Here is a 25,609-nt window from a genome sequence, read left to right on the forward strand (position 1 = left end):
TTTGAACTCGCGCGTGTGGCGCTTCCGGGACTTGTTGCGTGCAGTCATGCTGTCCGATTCCAAGGATACCCTCCTTTAGGGCTGTCTAGGAAATCGGGGGAGGTTCAGTCTTCCCGGGACTGGAGTTCTACGTCCCTCCGCAAGCTTTCAAAACCTTTAACGCGCTTCTAAAAGCTGGTGGTGTCAAGATCGGTCCTCTATGATTGAAAAGTGCAGATCTTGGATAACCCACTTGAGTATGTGCGGGAGCACCCGAGTATATTCCTACCCAGCGGAGAGCCTGCCGATGTTTTCTGTGCTTTCGAGTTGGCGAAACAAGTGGTTGGCTTGGGAGCGAGCGAGGTCTCTGTGTGCCGCGCCTCGTCCTGGTGGATTGTGGGCGCAGCGCGCGACTGGTTTGTTGAACGAGAGTCTCTCGAATCACAGTTCTCACGAATCATACCGTGTCCACAGTTAGGACAGAATCGATGTCGGATCGAGGTCGTAATCTACGCGTTTTCGGCTGACGTGTGCGTCTTCAGGGGCGGAACCTGGGAGGTGCTAAAAGGCATGCTGCCGGATGAGAAGGCTTGCGCTCCTGTGTCCGTTGCGTTTCGGTCTATGTCCGTTCCTTAGTAGCGTACTTCTCGCATGTGTACGTGTTTAGCGAGGTTTGGATGCTAGATTTGTATTGCCGTGCGGCAAGCAAGTCGGAATGTATCAACGCGCCTGAGACGGCTGGCAAGTTAGTTCTAGATAGTGATGGCGTGATCGCGAGCCGCGCCCAGCGCCTTTGCGACCGGGCAAGTTGACGGTGGGCGCGGTGCTCAGAGTCGGCGTTGGGGCTAGCGCCACCAACTCCGACTCTCGAGCCGTGAGGATCCTTTCAGCGGTAACGAGTTCACCGGGGTCGATGGGGTTGATGGCGACGCGCTCAGGAGGCAGCGCAGCTTTGGGTGGGCCGTTGACGAAGCGCGCAGGGTTACGCTGGTAGGCGGCGTTCAGGGTCAGCTGGCGCGCCGCTGCGATGGTCTTGGCTCGGTCAAAATAGACATCGGCGGGAGTGTGCAGCCCAAGGCCGACGTGATGATCTGCCTCATTGTACCAGGTGAAGGGATCCGCGCACCAGGTTCTTGCTTCCTGTACCCCGCGGAATCGATGTGGGTAGTCCGACTGGTACTTTAGCGTTCGGAAGTGTGCTTCCGAATAGGGGTTGTCGTTCGAGGCGCGAGGTCGGGAGTAGCTCTGACTCACGCCGAGATCTTGGAGCACCTGTTGGAAGCCCCCCGCTCGCATCGGAGCGCCTCGGTCCTGGTGCACACTGAGCTGTGCGGCGGGGATCTCGTAACGTGTGACCGCGTCCCGCAAGAGTTTTATCGCCAGCGCGCTGTTCTCCCGCTCAGCGAGCATCCAGGCGACGACGAAGCTGTTAGCGACCACTTTGACATCGTATCGGGCGACAGAATAGACACCGTAGGGAAACGAGCTTGCGGTCGCACTGACGTCCCGGAGCAGTCTCGGACGACCTCGAGCAGGCTGCTGAGGCGCACGGTTTCGCACTCTGCGGCGGATCCCCTCGGAGGAGCGGACGCTGAGCGCTGGGGCGTCGGGCGACAGGACAGCTGGGGGGTCACGCAGGCGGGTGCGAGTCGATCACACCCTGAGAAGACTCGGGCACTGCTTGCTCGAGCTGCCATGCCTGCAGGTGGAGGCGGCGTTGCGCGTCCAGCAGCTCGTCGCGTAGCCTCGCGGCGAACAGCGCGCCCGAGGCGACCAGCGCCATGTTCGTGATGAACAAGAACGTGCTGGTTGGGATCTCTGGCAGGCGCATCATCCATGGACGGATCTGCATGGTTCCATCGACGAAGGTGTACATCTGCGGGATCCAGCCGAGCCACGCCGCGACTGCCGGGAGCGAAACCGCCAGGCAGCTCGCGATCAGGATCCAGAACCGGCCCTTGCGTTCCACCGCGGAAACGTAGGCGATCGCGTTTGCCATCGCGAGCGTTGGCACGATCACGAACGGACCCAACATGGATGACGCAGCCGCTACGGTGATGCTCGCCATGCCGAGGTGCCAGTAGGGGACGCGACCGCTCTTGGGCGGGTTCTTGATCAGGAACGCGGTCATCACGGCACAGGTCGCGATGCAGGCGCCCAGCGCGAGCAGGGCGAGGGGCTCGGCCAAGCCCATCCAGAAGGGGAAGGGCAGGTACGCTGTGAAGCCAAGGTAGACGACGAGCGCCGTCTTCGCTGCCACGCGATGGGTCTCTTCTTGCGCGCGTTCGAAGCGCTCTTGAGCTGCCGCGGGGAACTCCTTTGGGGGCTGGGTGAGGAGCTGCACCAGCGTCGAGCGAGCCTGTGCATTGTCCGGCTCCAGGCTGAGCGCGGCCGTGACTTCGCGCATGCCTGGCCCACGTGCCGTTTCGTCGCCGGCGGCCACCTTTTCGAAGTGAAACTGCGCGGAACTCGCGTGATTGGCAGCCAGCTCCTTGCGCCGCTCGAGGTCCCGATCGCCGTCCAAGTAGGCTTCCAGCGCGTCAGACAGAGTGCGCGCGCTGTCGAAGCGCACGTCGAGGCGCTTCATGGTTGCCATGCGGCAAATGGCGTCGAGCTCTGGCGGGAGCTCCGGATCGATATCGATCGGTGCGGCGTGCTCGAGGCTCAGCGTCGAGCCGAGGATTTGCTCCAGGCGCTCACCGGTGTGCAGGCGCTTGAGCGTCAAGATCTCGAACAAGATGGTGCCGAGCGCGTAGACGTCAGAGCGCGCGTCGAGCTCTGCATGGCGACCTCGGGCTTGTTCTGGGGACATGTAGCCCGGAGTACCGAGCAGCGCCCCCGCCATGGTGGTCCCTTCCGGTCCCGACTGAATCGGGGTCTCGCCGTCGCCGTCGTCTTGCACGCCTTTGATCTTCGCGAGCCCCCAGTCGAGGACGTACACCTCGCCGAAGTCGCCGAGCATGATGTTGCCGGGCTTGAGATCGCGATGCAGTACACCGCGGCTGTGTGCGAAGTCGACTGCCAGGCAGACGCTGTTGAACAGGCTGAGCAGCTTGCGCCGGCTGAAGCGCTCGCTCACCTCTTCGTCGCCGTGGCGCAGCTTGCCGAGCACCTCGTCCAGGGTCATGCCTCGCAGGCGTTTCATCGTGAAGTAGAGGTTGCCCTCGGGGTCGACGCCGAGGTCGTACACCGGGACGATCGCGGGGTGCTCCAGCTGGCCTTGCACACGGGCTTCACGCAAGAAGCGCATGCGCGCCTCGGAGTGCTGATGCTCGTCGCGGATCAGCTTCAGGGCGACTTCGCGCCCAATCGTCTGGTCGCGGAAGAGCACGACCTCGCCCATGCCTCCGCTGCCCAGGGTGCGGCGCTTGGCGTAACGGCGCTCGAAGCGATTCTGGGGAGCGGCGGCGGCTGGAGGCGGGGCGTTGCTCGGGCTCTGCAGCGTGCCCGCGCTGCTTTCCGCAGGGATTGGGCGCTTGGGTGAGGCGACGAGCGTCGCTGGAAGTTCACTTTCGCCCGGCATCAACAGGTCGCTGCCGTCGACGGCGACCGGCGAGTCACTTCCAGAGTCGGAGACGCCCTTGAAGCCGTGCTGCACCAGCGTTGGGTCCAACGCAACCTGCAGGCTCTCTCCGCTGATCAACGTGTCGTCGGGGCGACTGATCAGAGTGGACCCAGATGTCTCTGGTGCGCTCCGTTGGCGTCGGGGGCTCTCCCGCTTTTCCGCGCTCATCGGCTGCGAGACTAACCAATGCGGCGCGGCGACGACTCAAAAAGGCAGAGCGGCCCAGACGCATGGAGCGGGATGCTACAGCGCGCCCTCACCCCCAAATCCAGATGCAAAAACGTTTGGGGGAAAGCGCCTTGAGCCTGGCCCTAAAGCCACGACTGGGTGGGAAGCCCCAAAACGCGCCCAGTGAACTCGCGTTTGGCTTTGGGCTGTGAACGACGGCGCGCATCTCGAAGTGCTTCGAGGGGCGGCGAGCGGGTTTGGGGGAGAGGCGGGGTGTCTGAGGAACGTGCGGCGCCTGGGAAAACTTCCCTTATTTTCGCGGCGGAAAAGCCCCGAGGCGCGATCGCGTGGCGCCTGGCCGCGCCCGCCCGGGGTACCCTCGAGGGTTGGGTACGTGGCTTGCACTGGCGGGCAACTGTCGGTGTGAGCTGATGGGATTGGGAAGGAGTTGCTTGTGAGAACGAAGATTTGGGTTGCACTGGGCGTGTGTCTACTGGCTGCGGCGGGTTGCTCGGACGATTCCAGCTCGAGTGGCGGCAGTGGTGGAACATCGGGTAGCGGTGGCAGTGGCGGCTCCAGCGCCAGCGGAGGGACCGGCGGCGCCACGGAAACACCGATCGATGACGTGCCGGCGATCTACGCAAAGGCGCAGTGTGATGTGATCAAGGACTGCTACGGCGAGATCTACGCGGTCTTCACTCAAGGCGAAGACTGTGAGGCGATCACCAGCCAAGGGATCAGCGATGAGCTCGATCGCATCAAGGCGAGCGTCGACTCCGGGAAGACCGTTTACGATGGTACCCAAGTCGAAGACTGTGTGGCGGAGCTCACCGCGAAAGGTTGCGACGCTTTCGGTACCAAGATCCCGGCCTGTGAAGCGATCCTGGTTGGCCAGGTCGAGCTCGGCGGGGAATGTCGGCTGAACGACGAGTGCGCGGGGGATGCGTTCTGTAAGTTCGGCGCCAGCTGTCCAGGGACCTGCACCGCGCTTCAAGACGTTGGCGCACCCTGCGACGACGACGACGAGTGCATGACGGGTCTGGCGTGCGACGGCAACTGCGTGGCACCCGGCGGCCCTGGGGATCGCTGTGGCGGCGGTGTCGAGCCGGATTGCAAGCCGGGTACCTTCTGCCTGGGTGAAGATGCGGACACCAGTACCGCGGGGAACTGCCGCACCTTGGATGAGGTGTTCACTGGGAAGCTCGACGAAGCTTGCTCCTTCGACAGTAACCTGTGCGAGGCCTCGCTGAGCTGCGCGGTGATGAGCGTCGACGGTCAAGGCAACTTGAGCCTGCAGTGCGTGGCCAAGAGCAGCGTGGGGCAGCCGTGTCGCCTCGCGATCCCCGACATGTGCGGCAACGACGGCTACTGCGACGTGCCGATGAACATGCTCGAAGGCACCTGCGCGGCGCGGCCCGGTGCGGGCCAACCCTGTGCGATGCCGACCTTTGGTGACCCAACGTGTGCGCCCAACACGCGCTGCGATGGCGGCACCTGCAAGGCGCGTGGGCACCTCGGTGATGACTGCACTGACAATCCGGTGTGCATCAGCGAGACCTGTAGCGGTGGGAAGTGCATCTCCAACAGCAGCTGCGAGTGAGGTAGGGCATGCGGCGTGTAGCTTGGATAGTGCTCGGCCTGGGAGCTCTGGTCGGCGCCTGTGAGAGCAGCGATGACGAACCTGCAGGGGAGACCGCGGTCGACTTGTCGGCGCCGGACCGCTTGCTGCGCATCTCGATGGCGCTCCGGGGGCAGCGGCCGAGCGCTGACGAGCTACGCGCTGTAGCAGAGGACCCAACACAGCTCGAAGGCCTGGTGGACGCCTACATGCGTCACCCAGGCTTCGGCGAGGCGATGCGCGATCTGCACAACGAGGCGCTGGATACGCGCGTCGCCGCCTCGCTGTTTCCGGCGGGATTCGCGGCGCGAGGTGAGCTCGAAGGCGTCGAGGTGCAGCCACTGAACGTGAGCATCACCGAGGCGCCGCTGCGCCTGGCAGAGTACGTGGTGACTCAAGACCGCCCTTACACGGAGCTCGTCACCGCCAACTACACCGTCGCCGATCCGTATGTCGCGAAGGTGTGGGGCCTCAAGCGGGAGAGCGATGGACCCGGCTGGCGCATCGCCTACTACACCGACGGACGTGAGCAAGCTGGGGTGCTCAGCGACTCGATGTTGTTCACCCGTCACTCGACCACGTTCTCGAACAAGAACCGCGGTCGCGCCAACGCGATCAGCCGCTCGCTGCTTTGCTACGACTTCATCTCTCGCTCCCTCGAGGTCGACGCGACGATCAACCTCGCGGATCCGGAAGAGGTCGCGAACGCCGTACAGAAGAACAAGGGCTGCGCCGGGTGCCACCAGACGCTGGATCCGCTGGCGAGCTTCTTCAGCGGGTACTCGCCGGTGTTCGTGCCCTCGGACCAGGAGGAGTACCCGGTGGCGTTCTACACACCGGGACTCAAGAGCATCTTCTCCGTGCACGATCCGGGCTACTTTGGGTATCCCGGCAATGGCATGCATCACCTGGGCGAGATGATCGCGGCTGACCCGCGCTTCTCCGCCTGTGCTGCGCGGCGTTTCTACGCCTACTTTCATCAGATCCCGCTGGGTGACGTGCCGCAAGATCGCATCACCGACTTGCAGCAGGTGCTCACCTCGCGCTGGAGCGCGAAGGACCTCACCCGGGCCATCGTCTTGGATGAAGACTTTCAGGTGTCCCACGTCGAAGGCGGTGAAGCCGGCAACTTCAGCGGACTCGTGCCCGACGAGGACGCGCCGATTGAAGACCGTCACCTGTTCAAGGCGCGACCCTGGCAGCTCGCGAACAGCATCGAAGACCTCACTGGTTACCGCTGGGAAACGCGGGTCGACGCGGATCTCGGCTGGGGCACCATCGGTCGCATCGACCTGATGCGGGACAGCCTGTTCGGATACGAGGTGCTCGCCGGAGGCATTGACGCCGTCAACGTCACGCTACCAGCCCACGAGATGACCGCCACCTCGAGCTTGGTGGTGCGGAATCTCGCGGCCCATGCGGCGGAGTACGTCGTCGAGCAGGACTTCCGCTTCCCCAGCTCCGCCAAGCTGCTGCACCTCTCAGAGGAAGAAAAAGGCGAGGAAGCGCTGCGAGCACAAATCGCCGAGCTGCATGCGCGTATCCTTGGGGAACTGGTGGACGCGCACTCGCCGGAGGTCGACGAGAGCTACGCCCTGTTCAGCGCCAGCCTGGGCGCCACGCAAAGCAACCGTCGGGGCTTCAAGGTCCTGATCTTCGCCATGCTGCAAGACTCGCGCTTGCTGTTCTACTGACTGGAGGTACCGAGATGTTTTCACTCGATCGACGTCGCTTCCTAGGCGCCTCCGGCCTGCTGCTCGCAGGCGCCACGTTGCCGATTCTCGCTGGGGAGGCCCGCGCCAGTGGCGCCCCCAAGAACCTCATCGTCGTGCTCAACAACGGTGGCTGGGACCCAACCTACGTGCTCGACCCCAAGCCGGGCAGCAGCGTGATCGACGCGCCAGAAGGCGACGTGAGTCGCTACGCGGAGCTCAGCGTGCTCACCGCTCCAGAGCGCCCCGAGGTCGCGCGCTTCTTCGAGCGCTACGCCGCGCTCAGCACCATCATCAACGGCGTCCAGGTTCGCTCCTTCGTGCACTCGGATTGTATGAAGCGCGTGCTGACGGGGACGCCGTCGGACTCCAACCCCGACTTCGCTGCGCTGGCTGCGTACGAGCTCGGGCGCGACCTGCCGGTGCCCTACTTGGTGCTTGGCAACAGCGCGCTCTCGGGGCCCCTCGCGTCCATCACGGCCCGCGCCGGCACCACGAATCAAATCAGTGCGCTCTTGAATCCGGAGAAGAGCCTGCTCGCTGGCGAACCGGCGGTGGTACCGACGGACAGCGAAGATGAGCGAGTGCGCGCTTATCTCGAGGCGCGAGCGAAGCGCCTGCAGGCGACCCGCGGGCAACGCGGCGCCAACCGCCGACAGCTCGACGCGTTCTTCAGCTCCCTCGACCGTCAGGACTTACTCCGGCGCTTCTCCAAGCAGACCGGTGGCTTCGGCGACCAGGACTACACACCAGACCTGCAGGTGCAAATCGAGGTTGGCACCAGCGCGTTGCAGGGTGGCCTGTGTCGCTCGGTGTTGATGGAGACCCAAAACTGGGACACCCACCAAGGCAACCAACTTCAAGGCGAGCTCTTCAACGGGCTGTTCGCTGGACTAACGAGCCTCGCGGAAACGCTTGAAAAAAAGCAGCTACTCGAGCAAACGCTGGTGGTGGTGATGAGCGAGATGGGACGCACGCCGAAGCTCAACGAGAGCGAAGGCAAGGACCACTGGCCAGTCACTAGCGCGTTGATCTTCGGCGGAGGAGCGCCTGGCGGACGCGTGCTCGGGGCTACGGATGACGAGCTGAACGCCCTCTCCATCGATCTCGGCACCGGCAAAGCAGCCAAGGACGGGCTCCAGCTTCAGACGGCGAACCTGTTGTCGGCGGTGCTCGAGCTGGTTGGTGTCGATGGACAGAGTCATTTCCCAGGAGTGGAGCCGTTCCATGCACTACTCGCGTAGGATCACTGCGCTCATTGCCTCGGGGATCTGCTTGTGGCTGGGCACTGCGTGCAGCTCCGGTAGCGACGACACCGCGAGCTCCAGTGCGAAGGTGTGTAAGAGCGCTCAGGACCTGACCTACGAGAGCTTCGCCGGGCCCTTCTTGCTCAACTGGTGCACGGGTTGTCACTCGAGCAACCTGGGTGAGGACGAGCGGCAGGAAGCTCCTTTGAGCGTCAACTTCGACACCCTGGAGGACGTGCGCTACTGGAGCGATCGCATCGAGGTGCGCCTGAAAGACGTGCGGGATATGCCTCCCGCCGGTGGACTCCCCGAGGCGGACCGCCAAGCGTTCCTGACCTGGCTCTCGTGCAACGCCGAGAGCGAGAGCGGAGGTTTCGAACCGCCCGCACCACCTGAGACGGACCCCGATCCGCTGCCGACTGGCGAATGTGCGGAACGCCGAGAGTTGCTGCCACCGAGCATGCTGCCGCGTTGTTCAGCGGAAACCTACGATTGCGTGGTCGAGTGCGGCCTGACCGAAGAGCAGCAAGACATCGATGATTGCCGCGACGCGTGTGCCCAGGCGGACACCACCCCGCCGGATTCATCTCTCGGCTACCCGGTGGCCTGCAGCGATTGCACGTTCAACCAGATCATCGGCTGCGCCAGCCAGAACGGCTGTCACGACCAGGTCGCGCGCTTGATGTGTTGCGTGGACAATTGCCTGCAGCAGCCCAACCCAGAGAGCTGCTTTCAGAATGATTGCAACGACGAGATCCAGTCCTTTGGCTACTGCGTCGGATACACCGCCGAGTTCTGCGCCGACTACTCAGGGGAATACGTTGGGGCGTGTTTCATACGCTGAAACGCCTTTTCGCGCTTCCGCCGGGCAGTTTCGCTATAGTCCCGAAGCGTGAAGCACACGCGACGGGAGTTCTTGGGGTCCAGCGCGGCGCTAGGCGCAGAGTTGCTGGGCGCGGGAGCCTTGGGGGTAGGGGCAAGTGCCTGTGCGTCGACGCCGACCGGCTGTGATCGCTGGAAGGTGAACGGCGGTGTCTGGCAGGACGCGAACCGGAGCAATCCTGGCGTCAACGCGCGCTACCGCGTGCGACCGGAGAAGCTCAAGGATCTGGTGGAGATCGTGCAGTGCGCCGAGAAGGAGCGCATCGGCGTGCGCATGACCGGCGCCGGTCACTCCTACAGTGACGTGGCTTTCAGTAGCGGCTTCTTGCTGAGCCCCGAGCGCATCGGCGCTGTGCTGGAGGTGCCAGAGGAACAGCTGAGCGCGCTCGGACGCAACAAGAAACTGTTCCGTACGGAAGCTGGCGCGAGCATCCGTAGCTTGAACTCCGAGATGGATTGTGCGGGCTTGGCCTTCAAGAACCTGGGCGGCTACAACGCCCAGAGCATCGTCGGCGCCGCGATGACAGCCACTCACGGCTCCGGGCTCAACTACGGCCCTGTGTCTTCCGCTATCGCATCGATCCAATTGGTCGCGAGTGGGGGGGAGGTGCTCCAGGTCGAACCGCGAAACGGCATCACGGATCCGCGCAAGTTCCCCGGCTACATCGAGTCCCATGGGGACCGCATCAAGGCGCGCTTGGTGCAAGACGACGTGATCTTCAATGCGGCGAGCGTCAGCCTGGGCGCGGCCGGTCTGGTGTATGCCGTCGTGCTCGAGGTCGAGCCGAGCTACTGGCTCAAGGAGACACCCACGGTGACGACGTGGGGCGCCGTCAAATGCAGAGACGGCTTCATCGGGCGCTTGCTCAGCGGCCGTGAGCTAGCGGCGCTCGGGCCTCAGCCGGAGTACTACGAGGTCTCGCTGAATCCGTATCCCGCGGTGACTGGCGGCGGTCCCGACACGCACCAGGTGTTGCTCCAGCAACGCTACAAGCTCGAGCGCGAGCCCTGGCGGAGCGCTCAAGATCGCAAGCGAGGCAAGCTGGGTACAGAGGTCGATGCCCTCGGCACTTGGGCCAGCGGGAAGGGCAAGATCATCGCCGAGACCGTGAACCGCTACCCGAACCTCGGGCCCCAGTTCGTCACCGAGTCGATCAAGAGCCGCGCCGACATCAGCTACATCAACAAGAGCTACGAGGTCTTCGATATCGGGCCGGTCAATCACATGCGGGTGTTCGGCATCGAGATGTCGTTCGACATCAAGGACACCGTGCGCGTCGCCGAGCGCTTCTTTGAGCTCGCCCAAGAGCACCAAGATCAGGGGATGGTGCACACGACGCCCTGCACGCTGCGCTTCGTGAAGCAGGCAGGCTCGAACCTGGCGATGATGCATGGCCGCGACACCGTGACGCTCGAGATCGGCACCATCCTCGGGATCCGCCGGGCGCGCGACATGCTGCTCCACTATGAGCACGCGTTCATTCAAGAGTTCGGCGCGCGTCCCCACTGGGGCCTCGACCTGAACGTGCTGAAGAGCGTCGACGACGTGAAAGCGTTGTGGGGTGACGCCAACGTCGATCAGTGGCTCGGTGTGTACCGGGAGCTGAATCGGAGCGGCGTCTTCAACGCGGCCGTGACCGATCGCCTGGGAATTTCCGTACCCCGTAGCTAGCGCTGGGCCATGGGCGAGCGCCCGCACACAGCACCGCACACAGCGCGCACGCTCGCGCCTCGCGTTTGATGTACCCAGCTCCTGGGTTCGCTCACGAGGCGCGGTCCCCTAGCGACGATCCGCGTCAGCCTTCACCCGAACGTACCGACACAGGGGCACAGGCGCCGCACACTTTGCCGCACGGTACTGGATGCTTCAGGTGTGTAACGGGCGTGGGAACAGCGTCGTGGCAAATCCAACGAGAAATTTCAGGTTTCCAAGGCCGTCGCGATTTGCAAACCTGATGGGGTTTGGGGGACACCACATTGCTGAGGAGAGACACATGCATCTGAAGACGACCGCCCTAACCGGAGCCTTGCTGGCCCTCGCGCTGCTCGCCTGCAAGAAGGAGGAGGACGGCGCCAAGCCAGAGGCTAGTGCCACCGCGACCGCCGCAGCTACCGCTTCCGCGGGGACAGAAGCTGAGCCGAGCTTCGAGGAGCAAGTCAAGGCGAGCACGCCGCTCGCACCCAAGCCCAAGAGCGTCAAGCTCGGGACCCAAGACTTCACGCCCGAGCTCTGCAAGCTCGAGGAGCCGTTGCTCGACAAGAGCGGCATGAGCGTGATTCGTGCGATCGAGGTCGTGAAGGACAAGCTCTACTTGGTCGGCGCCGACGGCAAGCTCCGAGCCTTCAACATCGGCAGCGGCTGCAGCCTCACCAAGGACACCAGCTTCGGAGATGGCGGTGTGCTCTCCACGAACAAGGAGATCAAGACCCTGAGCAAGGACGACAAGGGCAACCTGCTGGCGTCGAACGGCCTGTTCGAGAGCTACATGATCAGCGGTGGCAAGCTGAAGTACGAATGCAAGGCGCGCGGCCAGGGATACATCGCGATGCACCCGAGCGGCAAATGGGGGCTAGGCTCTTTTGCAAACGCGACGGTCAACAAGCTCACGTTCGGTGAGAGCGCGTGTGAGAGCGAACCTTGGGTGCTTCAAGACCTGAGTCAGGAGGCGAAGCGCAAGGGACCGTTCGGCAACGTCAACACCATCGGCTTCATGGGCGACACCGTCTTGGTCGGTGGCATCCTGCCGAAGAGCAAGGACCCCAACGAGTCCCGCGTCGTGATCGGCATGGACGCGAACGGCAAGGAGAAGTTCCGCTTCGGCAAGACGGACAAGAGCTTCGACGAACAGAAGTTCGGCTGGGTCCACGCCATCGGACCCTGCAAGCCTGGGATCTGCGTCATCGACTCGAACTTCCGCCGCTTGAGCGCTTGGAAGAAGGACGGCAGCTTCTTCGGTGCGGTGAAGCTGTCGGACGCGTTCGACCTGAAGTACCCCTGGGTGCCGGCGTTCAGCATCACGAAGGACGGCACCGCCTACTTTGCCGCGGGGCAATCTCGCGACAAGAGCAAGGTCTCCGAGGGCCTGATCTATCGCGTCAAAGGCATGTGACTGCCAGTCGAGCCCAGCGTCATTAGTCGAGGCGTGTCACCAGTCGAGGCCCGGCGAGCGCTTGGTGGGGTCCAGCGTGGCCCCACCGCGCAGCGTCGCGACTGGATAGGCGCAGTAGAGGCTGGACCACAGCGCCGCCGGCCGGTGGTTGCCGCTCTGCTTGACGCCGCCGAAGGGCAGCTTGCTCGAGGCGCCGCAGGTCGGGGCGTTGTGGTTGATGCAGCCGTACTCGAGGCGCGCCCTCGCCCACTCGAAGCGATCAGCGTCTGCGGTGAAGACGCTGGTCGCGAGGCCGTACGGTAGGCTGTTCGCAACGCTGACGGCATGCTCGAGGTCGTCCACGGGGACGAGCGTCAAATCCGGGCCAAACAGCTCCTCACGCAGGTAGGCATTGGCGACATCGAAATGATCGACCTCATGGAGCGACGCTGCTGCCAAGGCGGAGCCATCAGGGCACGGGCTCTTCGCCACAAGCCGAGCGCCGCTTGACCGCGCGTCGTTGAGCGCATCCTCAAAGCTTTGCCGCGCGGCAGCAAACGCCAGGGGACCCATGAACACTTCCTCGCGAGGGTTGCCGATGCGGATCCCCCCGAGCATCTTGCTCAGGCGCTCCCTGACGGTTCCAAGCAGGCTCCGTTCGACCAAGCACAGGGCGGTGCCGGAGCAGCGCTGACCACTCGTCACGTAGGCGCCCCAGGCGATGTCGTAGAGCGCTTTGTCCAAGGGGGCGTCGCCGAGGAGCACCGCGGGGTTTTTGCCGCCCATCTCCAGAGCCAAGAGCTTGCCAGGCTGTTCGAGGGTCGCCTTTTGGATGGCCAAGCCCGCGCGGTAGCTGCCGGTGAAGAGCACGCCGTTGACTTCCGGATGCGCCGCGAGCGCTGCACCGACCTCCACGGCACCTTGAACCAAGTTGAACACGCCGGGGGGCAACCCGGCCTCCGCGAGAATTTCTGCGTAGATTTGTCCTGTGAAGGGCGCGTGCTCGCTCGGCTTGAGCACGACGGTGTTCCCAAGCAACAGCGCTGGCATCACGTGGCCGTGCATCAGGTGTAGCGGGAAGTTGAACGGACCGAGCACCGCCAGCACGCCGTGGGGCTTGAAGGCGTAGCTCGAGCCATCCGCCAGCTTGTGCTCCGCTACCAGCTCGAGCCCGGCTGTGGCGCTGATCTCCACCTTGCCAATCGCCGCTGCCACTTCGGTGCGAGCTTCCCAGACCGGCTTGCCCATCTCGCGGCTAATGGTCTGGGCGAGCCGCTCCTTGTGTTTCTCGAGCACCGGCGCGATGGCCCGCACCGCGGCGATTCGCTCAGTCAAAGGCCGCGCCTGCCAGGCGGCTTGCGCGGCGCGCGCCGCGTCCGTAGCCGCGGCTACACCCAGCGTGCTCCAGTGGACCCGTCCGACTTCCTGGTCGAGATAGGGATCCAGACTGACGACTTCGCCCTCGGGGCTTGGTGGCGGCGCGAAGGCTCCGTTGATGAAGTTTCCGCGCGCTTGGATGGGTTGTGCCTGGTCGCTCACATCCGAGGCATACCCTTGACGCCGCCGGGTAACAACGCGACTTGCCCGGCATGTCTCAAGGCGATGAGTTCAAGGCGCGGCGTGAGCAAACGCGGCGTTCGTGGAACCTGGCGACTCAGGCGCACAACGCGCACAAGCTCGACCAAGCGGCCTTCCTGCGCGACGGTGGCTCCACGCTGTACCCGGACGAGCTCGAGTTGCTCGGCGACCTGGACGGAGTCCGTCTGCTGCACCTCCAGTGCAACTCCGGACAGGATAGCATCTCGCTTGCGCGGCTCGGGGCGCGGGTAACCGGCGTGGACATCTCGGATAGCGCGATCGACTTTGCGTCGCAGCTCAGCGCGGACTCGGGCATTGCAGCGACCTTCGAGCGCGCGGACGTGCTGGAGTGGCTGCCGAGAGCAGCGGCGGAGGGGCGGCGCTTCGACTGCGTGTTCGCGTCCTATGGCGCACTACCCTGGATCGATGACATTGCCGCATGGATGCGCGGAGCCGCCTCGGTGCTCGAGCCGGGGGGACGTCTCGTGGTGATGGAATTTCACCCGCTGATCTGGTCCGTCGACGAAGAGCTGCGCATCAAGGACCCGTACTTCGCCGATTACGTCTTCTCCGAACCAGTAGGCGACTACGTGGGGCGTTCCGGGGATGCGCTCGCGCCTTCAGGTTTCGTGGAGACGGAGCCCTTCGAGAACCCGGAAGTTGGGCACGCGTATCAGTGGACGGTTGCTCAAACGCTCCAGGCGGTGCTCGATGCAGGGCTACGCCTCAGCACCGTGCGCGAATACCCCTACGTCAATGGCTGCAAGTTCTTGCCGAACCTTGCAGAGCTCCCCGGAAAGCGCTTCACGCTTCCGCACGGAGTAGCTTCATTGCCGCTGCAGTTCGGGTTTGTGGCCGAGAGCAAGCGCTAGCCTTCGAGGGAGGCGCATTCGTTGGCGCGAGCTGGCACAGCCCTGACAATGCCGTCGCGGGCTCTCCGGGACCGACTGCTTGGTTGGTGCCTGTTCTTTGCGGGGATTCCACTGGCACGGCGTGTGCTGATGATTCCACGTGGCGATCTCGAGGAGCTGCGCGCTTGCGCTGGGATTGCTGTTCAGTTCGGGGCCGGCGGTTGCCAGCCCGCCCGTCACCTGGAGTGCACCCGCCGAGTGCGGTGACGCGGCTGCCTTCAATCAAGCGGTGGCGCATGAACTCGGCGAACGCACGCTGCCTGGCTCCGTGCGCATCGAGGTGCGCCCGCGGGGTGGCGCCTACGCGATGCAGCTCGAGATGCTGGTTGCGGCAGACGGCGGCGAGTTGCTGCTCGAGCGGCAGCTGTTGGCGCCCACGTGTTCCGAGCTGCGGTCAGCAGCGATCTCCGTGTTGCTGGTGAGCGCCACCGGTGAGCGGGAGGGGCCCACGGGCGAGCCGCGGGGGCCGGCAGCTGCTCCGGTAGATGCAGCCCCGAAAGCAGAAGCAGCGCCCGCCTCGCAGCCGCCCGCCGGTTTGGCGCAATCACCGGCTGTTCCGCCTGTCCCTCACCCCCAAAAACCGGCGGAGCCCGAGGACCGAAGCGACTTCTGGCGCTTCACTTGGGCACCACGGGCTCCACTGATTGGCGTTGGAGCCGGGCTCGAGAGCGGGCGAGTGGGGGAGGCGGTGCCGCGGTTTCAAGGACACTTGCGCTTGCCCTTGATAGATAGTGCCGTGGGGAAACTCGGGCTGGGCTTGGGCGGCTTGTTCGTGCCTGCTCAGCGTCACGCGGTGGATGGGGAGCGAGGCGGTGAGCTCTCTAGGATGGCGCTGCGTGTGGGCGGAACATGGCTCGTCGAGCGGTCCATCGAGCCCCTCAGCTTGCAGCTCGCATTTCAAGGGGAGGTCGCGCGAGTTAGCGGTACGGGGTACGGCGTGAGTGCGCCCAGCACGCGCGGAGTCTGGCGCACAGCCCTGGTGTCGGAAGGTGAGCTTGGAGTCGCTTTCGAGCGTCTTGCGCTGGGCCTCTGGGGTGAACTTTCGCTCGCTCGCGACGACTCGCGCTACGTCTTGGAGGGGGTGGGAGAGGTCTACCGTCCCTCAATTTTGGCTGTGGGCGGCGGACTTCGAGCTTGGTTGCGCTTTCCGTGACGGATCGAGACGTCGCGCGGCACTCAGCTTTGATGACCCCACGCAACCAGAGCGGCACTCCCAGTCCGGGACCCGAGCTGCGTTCGAACGATTCGGAGCGAGGCTTCGAGATCGAAGCTGGGGCGTGGGACTTCGAGGCGCTCTACGACGCCCATTTCGACTTCGTCTGGAGAAGCGCTCGACGACTCGGAGCAGAGGCGCACGCGTTGGACGACGTGGTCCAAGAGGTGTTCCTCGTGGCCTACCGCAAGCTGCCAGAGTTCCTGGGTCGCTCGAGCCTGAAGACTTGGCTGTTCGGCATCACACTGCGTGTGGTGCGAGCGCAGCGACGTCGAGCCGCCAGCCGCGCAGCGGAGCCGCTGCCTGATGGCCTTGCCGACGACGTGCGCCCGGGGCCCGGCAGGAGCTTCGAGCAGCGTCAGGCGCTCGAGCTCCTTCACCGCCTGCTCGATAGGCTAGACGACCCCAAACGCGAAGTGTTCGTACTGGCTGAGCTCGAGGAGTTTTCTGCGCCAGAAATCGCCGAGGCCCTGGGGGTCAACCTCAACACGGTCTACTCCCGGCTCAGGGCGGCGCGCTCGGAGATGGACGCAGCCCTCAAACGTGTCCGCGCGGAAGAAGCCTGGACGGAGCGTGAACGATGACCCCTGAACTCGAAGAGCTACTGTTGGAGGCCAAGGGTGAAGAGCTTGGTCTCGGTCCTACACCGAGCGACCGTGAGCGGGTGCGGCAGCGACTGCGTCTGGCCATCGGCGGCAGCGCGCTACTCGCGACGTCGGGGCTCGCCAGCAAAGCGGCGGCCGGGAGCGCGGCCCTTGGAGTAGCCGGCGCGGCGGAAGTCGGGACCGCCGGCGGTGCGAGCTTCCTGAGCGGGGTGAGTGGGTTGAAGCTGGCCGGGTGGCTGCTGGTCGGGTCGGCGCTCGGCTTGGGCGGCGCGTGGACATCTCGCGGGCTCCTGGGCGTTGAAACATCGGGAGCGGCCGTCGTTGAAAATCACTCCGCAGCCACATTACCCAAGCCCGCCCTGCCCAATCCCACGCTGCCCAGCCGGGAGTCCCCTGCGAAAGCGGAGGTCTCTCCCCTAGCTTCGCTCGAGGCTCCGCCCGTTGAACCGAAAGCGTCGCTCAAGAGCGATGTTAGCCACGCGAGTGCCGCGTCGGGGTCGAAGCGCCTCGAACCGGTGATCGGGAGTACGCGAAAGGAGAGCCAAGCAGCGCTTGCTTCGTCAGGCTTGGTCAATCCGCAGAGCTTGCCAAGTATCCGGGAGGAAATGCGCCGCCTGAAGGCCGCAGAAGCTGCGCTCAGCCGTGGCGACCTCGTCTCCGCGCAGCGCGAAATCGACACCAGCCGTGGCGCGCAGCTCTTACCCGAACGCCTTGGACTATCAGCGATCACCGCGTGTCGAGCCGGCGACAAGGCTCGCGCGGAGCGGCTGTACGCAGAGCTGTTGGCGCGCTTCCCGGCGACGCCCATCTTGCCTCGTGTGCGCGCGGACCTTGGCGCCGGGTGCACTGCTCCCAAACAGCCCGTAGTCGTCGAACAAGTTGAAGCGACCAGGTCTGCACAAACTTCGACGGATGCTGCAGCGACGAAGCACTAACCAGATATGGAGACTCAAGATATGTTTGCTCGGTTCAGTGCTCTAACTTGGCTTGGTGTCGCCCGGAAACGTAGCGCGCTGGGGGGGCTTGCTCTAGGGCTCGGCCTGTTGTCGGCCGTCGCTTGCAGCAGCGGTGGCGACGTGTCCCTGGGCAAGGATCAATCGGGCGCCGGAAAGGGCGCGGCGTGCGGCGACACCCAGTGCGCGGTAGGCGAGGTGTGCTGCAACGACAGCTGCGGGATCTGTACCAAGCCGGGCGGGGGCTGCATTCAGCTTGCCTGCGAACCTGGCGGCGGAACGGACCCCGGCAACCCAGATGACCCCGGCACGCCAGACGACCCGCCGGGGCAGCAGTGCGGCGACACGGTTTGTGGCAAAGGCCAGGAGTGCTGCAACGCTTCCTGTGGGACCTGCGTCGAAGCGGGCGGCGCCTGCGACCAGCGAGCCTGTGAACCTGCGGAGCCTCCGCCAGGTGAGCAATGTGGAAACAACTGGTGCGGGGAAGGAACCTGGTGCTGCAACCCGACGTGCGGGATGTGCGCCGCCCCAGGCGAAGGCTGCATCGAACCCGACTGCGGGCGCGACCTGTGCGACGCGCAAGAGGCTGAAGGGGAGGGCGCCTGCGAGATGTTCCTCGGCGTGCGCTGGAGCGGTGGCGGCTGCGAGTTGCTCAGTGGCTGCAGCTGCATTGGAGGTGACTGCGGCGGGCTCTACCCAAGCCTCGAGGTGTGTGAGAGTGCGCACGTGAGCTGCGCCTCCAAGTAGCTGCGCCTCCAAGTAGCTGCGCTTTCCAGGTCGCTACGCCTCCGAGTAGCTGCGCCCAGCTTGGGTGAGTTTCCGTGGCGTGAGGTTGGTCTGCGGCCGCGACCAAACAACACGCCGCGAGCACGACAGCGGCGACGCATAAACATTTAAGGTTTCCAAGCGCGAGCCGTTCAGACCGCGAGACTTTGACCTGCTCTGGTTCGCTCTTGGCGTTTCCGGGGAGGTTGGCTACGGTCTCGTATTTGAATGGCTGTCGAGCTAGGTCGCATCGGCGTCACTGAGACGAACCTGGGCAAGCAAGCCAAGCTGCCGCGGGTGCGGCCGTCCAGCATGGCGGCCGCCGGTGCGGCTACGTTGCTCACGCCGGGGGATCTGCTCGGACAGCGTTACCAGGTTGAAGAACACCTCAGCCAGGGCGGCATGGGCGTCGTCTACCGCGGGCGCGACTTGGTCTCCGGAGATCCCGTCGCGATCAAGGTGTTGCGTGCGGACCGCCAACAGGAATCCCTGCTCACGCGCTTCCGTCATGAGTATTACCTCATGGCAACGCTGTCCCATCCGCGCTTCGTCGAGGTGCGCGATCTGGTGATCGCTGCTCAAGGCATGCCGTGCCTGGTGATGGAGTTCGTCGAGGGCGAAGACCTCGATCGTGTCGTACCCCTGAACCCTGCGGAAGCGATTGAGGTCATCGACCAGCTGTGTGAGGCGTTGGCCTTTTTGCACTCCCGCCGCTACGTCCACCACGACCTCAAGTCCAACAATGTGCGGATCGATCGCGATGCCTCCGGGAAAGTCTCCGTGAGGATACTGGATTTCGGTATCATGGAGCCGATCGGCAGCGTCCGGCGTGAGCTCGCGGGTACCCCAGCGTACTTGCCGCCTGAGGTGTTGTTCGGGGCGCCGACAGATCCGCGGCTCGACCTCTACTCACTCGGGACGCTGGCGTTCGAGATCTACGCCGGATACGTACCGTTCGACATCCGGGACGCGGAGAGTTTCGTACAGGCGAAGCAGGTCAGTCCGCCTGACGTACGCAAGTTGCTCGTCGACGCGCCACCAGAGATGGCGGAGCTCGTCAGTGATTTGATGAGTCCTGAGGTCGCTGCCCGCCCGCAGGATGCGTCTGTGGTTCGGCGTCGGCTGCGCCAATGCGCACCAGCCCTCGGCACCGCCACTGGTCTGGAGGCGCCGACCTACCTCAAGCCGTCGCGATTGCTTGGTCGCGACCGTGAGCTCGCGCAGCTGACGAGCTTGTGGGAATCCAGCGCGTTGCGCCCAGCTCTTGGTTGTATTCGAGGCCAAGCGGGGCTTGGCAAGACCGCTCTCCTGCGTGAGCTGGCCCTGCGTATGCGTCGTGGTGGTGGTCTTGCGGAGCTGGTGTCTACCGACGCCAGCGCCGGTGCGTATAGCCTGATTCGACCGCTGCTGCGCGCGCTCTGGCAACAGGAGGCGCGCGAAGAGCCGACGCTGCTGCGCCTGGCTCCTCAAGTCATGCGTATCCTCCCGGAAGTGGGAAGGTGGTTCGACGGCGTGAAGCCTGTCACGCCGCACTCGGACGCCGTCGAGGACCGTCGGCAGCTCTTTGCGGCGCTCTGCGAGTGGGTGCAGGTCGCCCGAAGCGGCCGTAGCGTGGCGCTGCTCGTCGATAATGCTCACCGTGCTGATAACGCGAGCCTCGAAGCGCTGCGTGCTTTGCACGCGGAAGCAGGACCAGGGATCTGTCTGGTGCTCACGGTGCGGCCCGATGCTACGAGCCGCGACGTCGCGCTCTCGCGCCTGCTCGGTGGGGCCGAGCTCGATCTCGCCGTCGGCCGCCTGGATCAACCGGCGGTGAGTGCCCTACTCAGCAGCTTGTTTGGAGCCATCGAGCCGTACCCTAGGTTGTGCGCTGAGCTCACATCAGCGGCCCAGGGCAACCCAGCCCTGGTGCTGGAGCTCGTGCGCGAGCTGGTGGGCGCCGGTGTGATTCAGTTCTCCGACGAGCGTTGGCAGTTGCCGCGGGCGTTGGGCGATTTCCCCGTACCTACTTCGCTGGCCGAAGCGTTGATGAAGCGCCTGAAGCAGGCTAGCGGCACCGCTCAGGGCGTGATCGACGTACTGACGGTGGCAGGGCGCGCGTTGGACTTGGACCTGATTGCTGCTTGTAGTGAAGGCAGCGATAGCGCCATTTTTGCAGCACTCGACGAGTTGCGCGACGCAGATCTGGTTAGCGAGTCGGGTGATGGTTACGATCTCGCGCCGGGTCTCTCGCGGCGGCGGTTGCTCGAGGATATCAGTTCCGCGCGGCAAACCAGGCTGCATGGCCTGCTGGGTAGGTTGCTGGAGCGCCGGTACGGCGACCACGCGAAAGCGCACGCCGCGGAGCTTGCGGTGCACTTTCTCCGAGGCGGCGCGAAGTACAAAGCCATCCGCTATCTCGACTGGGCAAGTTCCGAACTCTACCAGGCGCAAGCGCTCGCCGACGCTCGGCCACTGCTTGATGAGCTGGAGTCGCTGCTGGTGGCCGAGGGCGGCGAGGATGCCCGATACGGCAGCGCGCTTCATTCTCAGCTCCTGGTGACGCGGCAGCGCTTGGCGCGGGTTGGCGTCGCCATCGATTCCGACCTCGGTGACCGCATGCTGGGTTTGGAGCGTCAGATGTACCTACCCGCGGTCCGCTCGCTGCCTTCTGGGGCCAGCATCGGAAGGCGCGTGGGTGAGTTTGGACGTGTGGTGGGGGGAGGGGTGCTTCGCGGCAAGCTGGCCCCCGCGTCGGTCTTCGAGCGGTTGGTCCAGTACTTCACGGCCACGAGCTACCAAACGGTGCTGCTCTCCATGAAAGGCGACTTCAAGCGTGCCGACGAGGTAGCGCATACGCTGTTGCCGTTCATCCTGGGTGAGCGCGACCACGCGCGCGGCGCCTACGCGGCCTGCCGGTGTATCTCACTCACTCACCAGGGTTACGTCGCGCGGGCTGAACGCTTCGGGAAGCTTGCAGACGTGGCGTTCCACGACCCGAGGCTTACCAGCAGGGTGAGCCCGGAGGACGTGGAGACCGGGCTCGGCGGCGTCTACACGCTGATGTGTTTGCTGTATGCAGAGCGCGGCGCTCCTCAGTGCGCTGAGTGGCTCGGGCGCTTGGATGATTTCGTCGGCACCCGTGAGCGCGAGCGTGCGTGGTTGATGCCCAACTACCTACTGACGCGACTCCAGTACCACCTGCACCGGGGTGAGGTGCTGCGTTGCCGCGAGGTAGAGGCCGAGTACAAAGCCGTCCACGCCCGAAGCGGTGGTTTCAACGCGCAGGTCGAGACCAAGATCATGATCTCCCTGGCGCGCGCCGCGGTTGCGGCGCGGGATCTCGTGGGCGCCGAGGCCCTATGCGGCGAGCTGAGCGCGTTTCCGCCGGATCAATGGGTAGCTCACGGATGGGGTAGCGCGGTGCTGGCTGAAGTGTGGCGGCAACAGCGGCTCTATCCTCGCGCCGCGGCATCCCTCGAAGAGGCACTCGCGAACGCGCTCCGTCCTGGTTCGCGCTCCTTCAAGCTTGAGATGCGGGTCAGGAACACCCAGGCCGCACTCGCGCTGGACGTCGCCGACTACGATGCCGCGCGTCGCCACGCCCAGGCGGTGCTCGAGATCGCGTGCGAACAGCAGACCCGCAACGAGTACGAAGAGCTCTGGGCGCGGCGGGTGTTGGTGTTCATCGCCCACGAAGCTGGCGAACCAGCGAACGCCAAGCGGCAGCTTTCGGCTCTCGCACATCTGGTGAACAGCACGAAGAACCCGCTGTTCGAGGCGGTCTACGAGAAGCTCGTGTCGGACGGGGTGGGCGTTAGCTCGGAGGTGTTGGTCGCGGAGCATCGCGCCGCCGCGGAGCGCCTATTCCAGCGACTGGGCTTTGCCCCAGAGACCTTGGGTGGCTCGCGTCGCGGGACGACAGGCCCCGGCGCGGACAGCGGCGCGTGGTGGAACCAGACCACAGATCCGGGCTACGCAACGAGCGATCAAGAGACCGTTGTTGCCATGCCGGAATCGGCGTTGCTTATCGAAGACATCGCCAAGCACAACGCCGCGAAGAAGAAGAGCTGAGCCTTCGCATACACGGCGCTGCCAGATGCACGGCGCTGCCAGATGCACGGCGCTGCCAGCTGCATCGCGAGCCGATCAACGGCGTGCAAACAAAGCCGCGCGGCCGCGCGATTTCGTGCGAACCTCGGACATAGCTGACTGGCGCGCGCGTAGGACTGCCCGCCACTACGATCGAGGAGGACGACGGGATGTCGAGAGGGAGTCGCTGGCTGGGACGCTTCGCGCTGGGAGTGGCGTGCACCACATCGTTCGCGTCGGTCAGTTGCGGACCGCCATGTCCCACGGCGTCGCCGCAAGAAGAGCGCGGCTGGGAGACTGCCGTGAAGAAGATGACCATCCTCGAGCTCAAGCCGAAGGACGCCATCTCAATCAAGCGGGACGTTCACAACATCGTCGTCGACGCTGAAGCTGGCGATCTGGCGAACGCGTTTCAAGAGGTGATGATCGACAAGGATCGGCACTTCGGCCTGATCCAGCTCGTTCGCATGCGGGAAAACGTTGGCAAGCCCTTCAAACAAGGTGAGCGCTTCCAGGGGCGCTACAGCGTGCCACTCGCCGCGGAGCAGTGGCCTGACTTCTGGAAGAAAGTGTTCCGCGATCTCTACAAGGAGAAGGCGGTACAGACTATCACCTGTGAAATCGAGAACAGCCTGCTCAGCGACTATGGCGAGCTGGTGATGCTCGACCTCAACCCGAAGCCTGGTGACCCATACCGCATGCAGTACAAGTACCTTGGCTACGAGGACAGCGGGGGAGGGTCACCCATCCGTGGGAGTTCGATGTTCATCGTGACGCCGATCGTGGACATGCACGAGCTCCAGGCACTGGGCGTCAGCAAGGCCTCCACGCTCACTCAGGTCTTCGAGTACCAGGAGCGCACCGACTTCTTTGCGTACTTCTTCTCGGCTGGTGGACTGAAGTTGCACAACCAGGTGGTGTACAGCCAGGCCAAGCAAGCCGCCGAGCTGATTGGCGCCAAGATCATCGACAGCGACATCCCCAAGGAATACCAAACCGGGCTCTAGGATTGCTTGGGTGTCACCGCGCGGAATGGCGGTTGGTGATGCCGGGTCACGAAAAAGGCCCCGCCGGCTGCTGCCGGTGGGGCCTTCGTCTGTTGTGTGCTGAAGCGATCAGGTTCCGGGCGGGAACAGCTTCTGCACGACCTCGGAGAGCTTCTTCACCGTGTTGGGCTTCATGCCGGTGTTCGAGTGCGGCCACGCGAAGCCTCGCGCCTCGACGCGGTTGCACGAGAATGACACGAGCAGCTCGTTGTTTCCCATTGCGGACGACCACGCGAGGCCCATCTCCGCATACATGCAGTTGGCCTGAGTCGAGTCGAAGTTGCTGTCGTCGCCGAAGATCTTGCCGAGGTCCTCTCGCAGATCCTCATCCATGACCGGGGTCTGGCTGAGGATGCGGAAGTTCGGTTGTGACGTGGGGAAGCGCGGCGCGTCGGGCTGGGCTTGCAGGGGCGTGCCCGGCGTCGCACCACCGAGCATGCCGGGGGGTAGCAATCCGGGCGGAATCAACTGCTGCAGACCTTGGGCGCCAGCTTGAACCCACTGCTGGATCTCCGGAGGCAACCCAGGGATGGCGCCTGGCTGCGCGGTGGGCTGAGCTGCCGCCGGCGGTTCGTAGTTCTGCAGGCGGAACGCCGTCGCTTGGGAGGTCTTCAGCGTGTCGAACGGAGCGGCGGGCTTGCCAGCACAGCCGGTCCCGAGCGCGAGCAGGCCGACGACGCAGCCAGCCTTCAGCGCACGCGACAGTGCCGAACGTCCACGTGAGGTTTTGTTGGCGGGGCTAACTTCAGGGCTTGTGGTCATGGTCTCCTCGAAAGTGCGGTCCTATACGACTTTAGACGAAAGCTATAGAACGGGACTTCAAGCGTGAAAACAATACTGATTTCCGGGGGTACCGGGTTTGTAGGTGGCGAATTGGTCGCTCGGCTCACGGGCCGTGGCGATCGTGTCCTGGTGCTGACTCGAAACAAGACAGCCAAACGGGCAGCGGATCTCCCCGCGGGTGCCGAACTCGTGGAGTGGGACCCGTACCATGCAGGAGACTGGTTCCGCCATGTGGCCGGCTGCGACGCAGTGGTCCATTTGGCGGGGGAGCCCGTGATCGGGACCCGCTGGAACGAGGCCTTCAAGCGCCGTGTGATGGACAGCCGCGTCGTTCCCGCCAAGTTGCTCGTGGAAGCGATCGAGCGCGCGCCGAGCCGTCCTGCAGTCTTCGTCACTGCCTCGGGCGTCGGCTACTACGGGGACACTCAGAGTCCGTGCCCCGAGGACGCTCCGGCGGGAGAAGACTTCCTGGCGAAGGTGACTATTGCTTGGGAGGGCGCGGCTCAGCGCGCGGAGCAGCTCGGGGTACGCGTCGTGCGTGCCCGCCTGGGCATCGTATTCGGCGCCAACGGGGGCGCGCTGGAACAGATGGTCAAGCCTTTCAAGTTGTTCGCCGGTGGCCCAATCGGGAGCGGCGACCAGATTGTCTCGTGGATCCATCTCACCGACTGCGTGCGCATGCTGATGCGCGCGATCGACGACGCCGAGCTGAGCGGGCCTATCAACGTGACCGCACCCGAGCCGGTGTCGAATGCCGAGCTCGCCGACTGCATTGGAAGCGTGTTGCACCGCCCGAGCAGCGTGAAGGTGCCCGCCTTCGCGCTGAAATTGCGCTTTGGAGAAGGCGCGACGCCGCTCCTGACCGGGCAGCGCGCGATCCCACGAGCCATGCAGCAGCGCGGCTTCGAGTGGACTTACCCCAAGCTCGAAGGCGCACTGCGCGCAGCACTTGCCTGAAAGCTACCGGCCTTGACTGCCTGGGGGTATACGCTACGTATACGCAATGAGTCGAGGTGGGCGAGAAGATCTGGGCGAGCGAGTCGCAGTGGTTACGGGAGGTGCGTCGGGTATCGGGCGCGCGCTCGTCGCGCAGCTCATGCGCCGACGCGCCCGCGTTGCCGTATTGGATGCGAGTCGTGAGGGCTGCGAGCGACTCAGGGAGCACGGGGTCGTGGCGTGTCAGGTCGATGTGCGCGAGCCGCAGCAGGTGCACGACGCCGCGGCGAGGATCGCCAAGGAAATGGGCCCTGTAGACCTGCTGTTCAACAACGCGGGGGTCGCGGCGATCGGGCCAGCGTTGAGCGTTCCAGAGGCGGACATGCGCTGGGTTATCGACGTGAACTTGCTCGGCGCGATAACGGTGACCCAGAGCTTCGTGCCGACGATGATTGGTCGACGCACCCGTGTCGCCTTCACCTGTTCGC

The 25,609-nt window shown here is 64.5% G+C and carries 19 protein-coding genes; 15 read left to right on the top strand and 4 right to left on the bottom strand.

Going from position 1 to position 25,609, the window contains the following annotated elements; translation table 11 throughout:
- Nucleotides 1–699: 699 nt before the first annotated feature.
- Nucleotides 700–1,419, bottom strand: coding sequence for a transposase (locus tag H6718_36860; GenBank protein MCB9591034.1), 720 nt, complete (start codon nt 1,417–1,419; stop codon nt 700–702).
- 190 nt (nt 1,420–1,609) lie between these two features.
- Nucleotides 1,610–3,712 carry a serine/threonine protein kinase gene (locus H6718_36865; GenBank protein ID MCB9591035.1) on the bottom strand — a complete coding sequence of 701 codons (2,103 nt, stop codon included), beginning with the start codon at nt 3,710–3,712 and terminating at the stop codon, nt 1,610–1,612.
- A 454-nt stretch (nt 3,713–4,166) separates the two neighbouring features.
- Between H6718_36865 and H6718_36870 the strand changes: the two genes are divergently transcribed.
- The 6 genes from H6718_36870 to H6718_36895 all read left to right on the top strand — a co-directional run bounded on the left by H6718_36870 (nt 4,167) and on the right by H6718_36895 (nt 12,281).
- Nucleotides 4,167–5,312, top strand: a complete 1,146-nt coding sequence (locus H6718_36870; protein ID MCB9591036.1) for a hypothetical protein — start codon at nt 4,167–4,169, stop codon at nt 5,310–5,312.
- Between the two features lie 8 nt (nt 5,313–5,320).
- Nucleotides 5,321–7,024, top strand: a complete 1,704-nt coding sequence (locus H6718_36875; protein ID MCB9591037.1) for a DUF1588 domain-containing protein — start codon at nt 5,321–5,323, stop codon at nt 7,022–7,024.
- A gap of 14 nt (nt 7,025–7,038) precedes the next feature.
- A complete protein-coding gene (locus H6718_36880; protein MCB9591038.1) occupies nt 7,039–8,286 on the top strand; it encodes a DUF1501 domain-containing protein in 1,248 nt (415 codons plus the stop codon).
- Complete coding sequence (locus tag H6718_36885) at nt 8,270–9,133, top strand: hypothetical protein (protein MCB9591039.1); 864 nt, start codon at nt 8,270–8,272, stop codon at nt 9,131–9,133. The genes H6718_36880 and H6718_36885 overlap by 17 nt, the downstream gene beginning before the upstream one ends.
- A 48-nt stretch (nt 9,134–9,181) precedes the next feature.
- The gene (locus tag H6718_36890) at nt 9,182–10,843 is read left to right on the top strand and encodes an FAD-binding protein (GenBank protein ID MCB9591040.1); all 1,662 of its coding nucleotides are present in this window, start codon (nt 9,182–9,184) and stop codon (nt 10,841–10,843) included.
- A gap of 322 nt (nt 10,844–11,165) precedes the next feature.
- Nucleotides 11,166–12,281 (top strand): hypothetical protein, encoded by a 1,116-nt coding sequence (locus H6718_36895; GenBank protein ID MCB9591041.1) that lies wholly within the window; start codon nt 11,166–11,168, stop codon nt 12,279–12,281.
- A 36-nt stretch (nt 12,282–12,317) separates the two neighbouring features.
- Here H6718_36895 and H6718_36900 read toward each other — a convergent pair whose 3' ends face one another.
- Entirely contained in the window at nt 12,318–13,799 is a 1,482-nt protein-coding gene (locus H6718_36900) for an aldehyde dehydrogenase family protein (GenBank protein MCB9591042.1), read from the bottom strand.
- A gap of 50 nt (nt 13,800–13,849) precedes the next feature.
- On the opposite strand from H6718_36900, the gene H6718_36905 reads away from it, so the two are divergent.
- From H6718_36905 to H6718_36935, 7 genes are all read left to right on the top strand, one after another.
- Nucleotides 13,850–14,710, top strand: coding sequence for a class I SAM-dependent methyltransferase (locus H6718_36905; protein MCB9591043.1), 861 nt, complete (start codon nt 13,850–13,852; stop codon nt 14,708–14,710).
- 139 nt (nt 14,711–14,849) lie between these two features.
- Nucleotides 14,850–15,902, top strand: coding sequence for a hypothetical protein (locus tag H6718_36910; protein ID MCB9591044.1), 1,053 nt, complete (start codon nt 14,850–14,852; stop codon nt 15,900–15,902).
- A 32-nt stretch (nt 15,903–15,934) separates the two neighbouring features.
- The gene (locus tag H6718_36915; GenBank protein MCB9591045.1) at nt 15,935–16,546 is read left to right on the top strand and encodes an RNA polymerase sigma factor; all 612 of its coding nucleotides are present in this window, start codon (nt 15,935–15,937) and stop codon (nt 16,544–16,546) included.
- Entirely contained in the window at nt 16,543–17,502 is a 960-nt protein-coding gene (locus H6718_36920; GenBank protein MCB9591046.1) for a hypothetical protein, read from the top strand. The genes H6718_36915 and H6718_36920 overlap by 4 nt, the downstream gene beginning before the upstream one ends.
- 21 nt (nt 17,503–17,523) lie before the next feature.
- Complete coding sequence (locus H6718_36925; GenBank protein ID MCB9591047.1) at nt 17,524–18,267, top strand: hypothetical protein; 744 nt, start codon at nt 17,524–17,526, stop codon at nt 18,265–18,267.
- Between the two features lie 246 nt (nt 18,268–18,513).
- Nucleotides 18,514–22,338 (top strand): protein kinase, encoded by a 3,825-nt coding sequence (locus H6718_36930; protein MCB9591048.1) that lies wholly within the window; start codon nt 18,514–18,516, stop codon nt 22,336–22,338.
- 188 nt (nt 22,339–22,526) lie between these two features.
- A complete protein-coding gene (locus H6718_36935; protein MCB9591049.1) occupies nt 22,527–23,363 on the top strand; it encodes a hypothetical protein in 837 nt (278 codons plus the stop codon).
- Between the two features lie 108 nt (nt 23,364–23,471).
- On the opposite strand, the gene H6718_36940 is transcribed toward H6718_36935, so the two are convergent.
- Nucleotides 23,472–24,164 carry a hypothetical protein gene (locus H6718_36940; GenBank protein MCB9591050.1) on the bottom strand — a complete coding sequence of 231 codons (693 nt, stop codon included), beginning with the start codon at nt 24,162–24,164 and terminating at the stop codon, nt 23,472–23,474.
- A 72-nt stretch (nt 24,165–24,236) separates the two neighbouring features.
- Between H6718_36940 and H6718_36945 the strand changes: the two genes are divergently transcribed.
- Together H6718_36945 and H6718_36950 are read left to right on the top strand one after the other, a co-directional pair.
- Nucleotides 24,237–25,142 (top strand): TIGR01777 family protein, encoded by a 906-nt coding sequence (locus H6718_36945; GenBank protein ID MCB9591051.1) that lies wholly within the window; start codon nt 24,237–24,239, stop codon nt 25,140–25,142.
- A 46-nt stretch (nt 25,143–25,188) separates the two neighbouring features.
- The coding region (locus H6718_36950; protein ID MCB9591052.1) for an SDR family NAD(P)-dependent oxidoreductase at nt 25,189–25,609 on the top strand (421 nt) is incomplete at its 3' end.

The organism is Polyangiaceae bacterium (assembly GCA_020633205.1).
Classification (GTDB): domain Bacteria; phylum Myxococcota_A; class Polyangia; order Polyangiales; family Polyangiaceae; genus JAHBVY01.

What these genes read in the sequence shown, in the direction of transcription:
- H6718_36895 (MCB9591041.1), top strand. Translation starts at nt 11,166, where the DNA reads ATGCATCTGAAGACGACCGCCCTAACCGGAGCCTTGCTGGCCCTCGCG.
- H6718_36935 (MCB9591049.1), top strand. Translation starts at nt 22,527, where the DNA reads ATGTCGAGAGGGAGTCGCTGGCTGGGACGCTTCGCGCTGGGAGTGGCG.
- H6718_36940 (MCB9591050.1), bottom strand. Translation starts at nt 24,164, where the DNA reads ATGACCACAAGCCCTGAAGTTAGCCCCGCCAACAAAACCTCACGTGGA.
- H6718_36905 (MCB9591043.1), top strand. Translation starts at nt 13,850, where the DNA reads ATGTCTCAAGGCGATGAGTTCAAGGCGCGGCGTGAGCAAACGCGGCGT.
- H6718_36920 (MCB9591046.1), top strand. Translation starts at nt 16,543, where the DNA reads ATGACCCCTGAACTCGAAGAGCTACTGTTGGAGGCCAAGGGTGAAGAG.
- H6718_36925 (MCB9591047.1), top strand. Translation starts at nt 17,524, where the DNA reads ATGTTTGCTCGGTTCAGTGCTCTAACTTGGCTTGGTGTCGCCCGGAAA.
- H6718_36875 (MCB9591037.1), top strand. Translation starts at nt 5,321, where the DNA reads ATGCGGCGTGTAGCTTGGATAGTGCTCGGCCTGGGAGCTCTGGTCGGC.
- H6718_36880 (MCB9591038.1), top strand. Translation starts at nt 7,039, where the DNA reads ATGTTTTCACTCGATCGACGTCGCTTCCTAGGCGCCTCCGGCCTGCTG.
- H6718_36865 (MCB9591035.1), bottom strand. Translation starts at nt 3,712, where the DNA reads ATGAGCGCGGAAAAGCGGGAGAGCCCCCGACGCCAACGGAGCGCACCA.
- H6718_36930 (MCB9591048.1), top strand. Translation starts at nt 18,514, where the DNA reads ATGGCTGTCGAGCTAGGTCGCATCGGCGTCACTGAGACGAACCTGGGC.
- H6718_36915 (MCB9591045.1), top strand. Translation starts at nt 15,935, where the DNA reads ATGACCCCACGCAACCAGAGCGGCACTCCCAGTCCGGGACCCGAGCTG.
- H6718_36885 (MCB9591039.1), top strand. Translation starts at nt 8,270, where the DNA reads ATGCACTACTCGCGTAGGATCACTGCGCTCATTGCCTCGGGGATCTGC.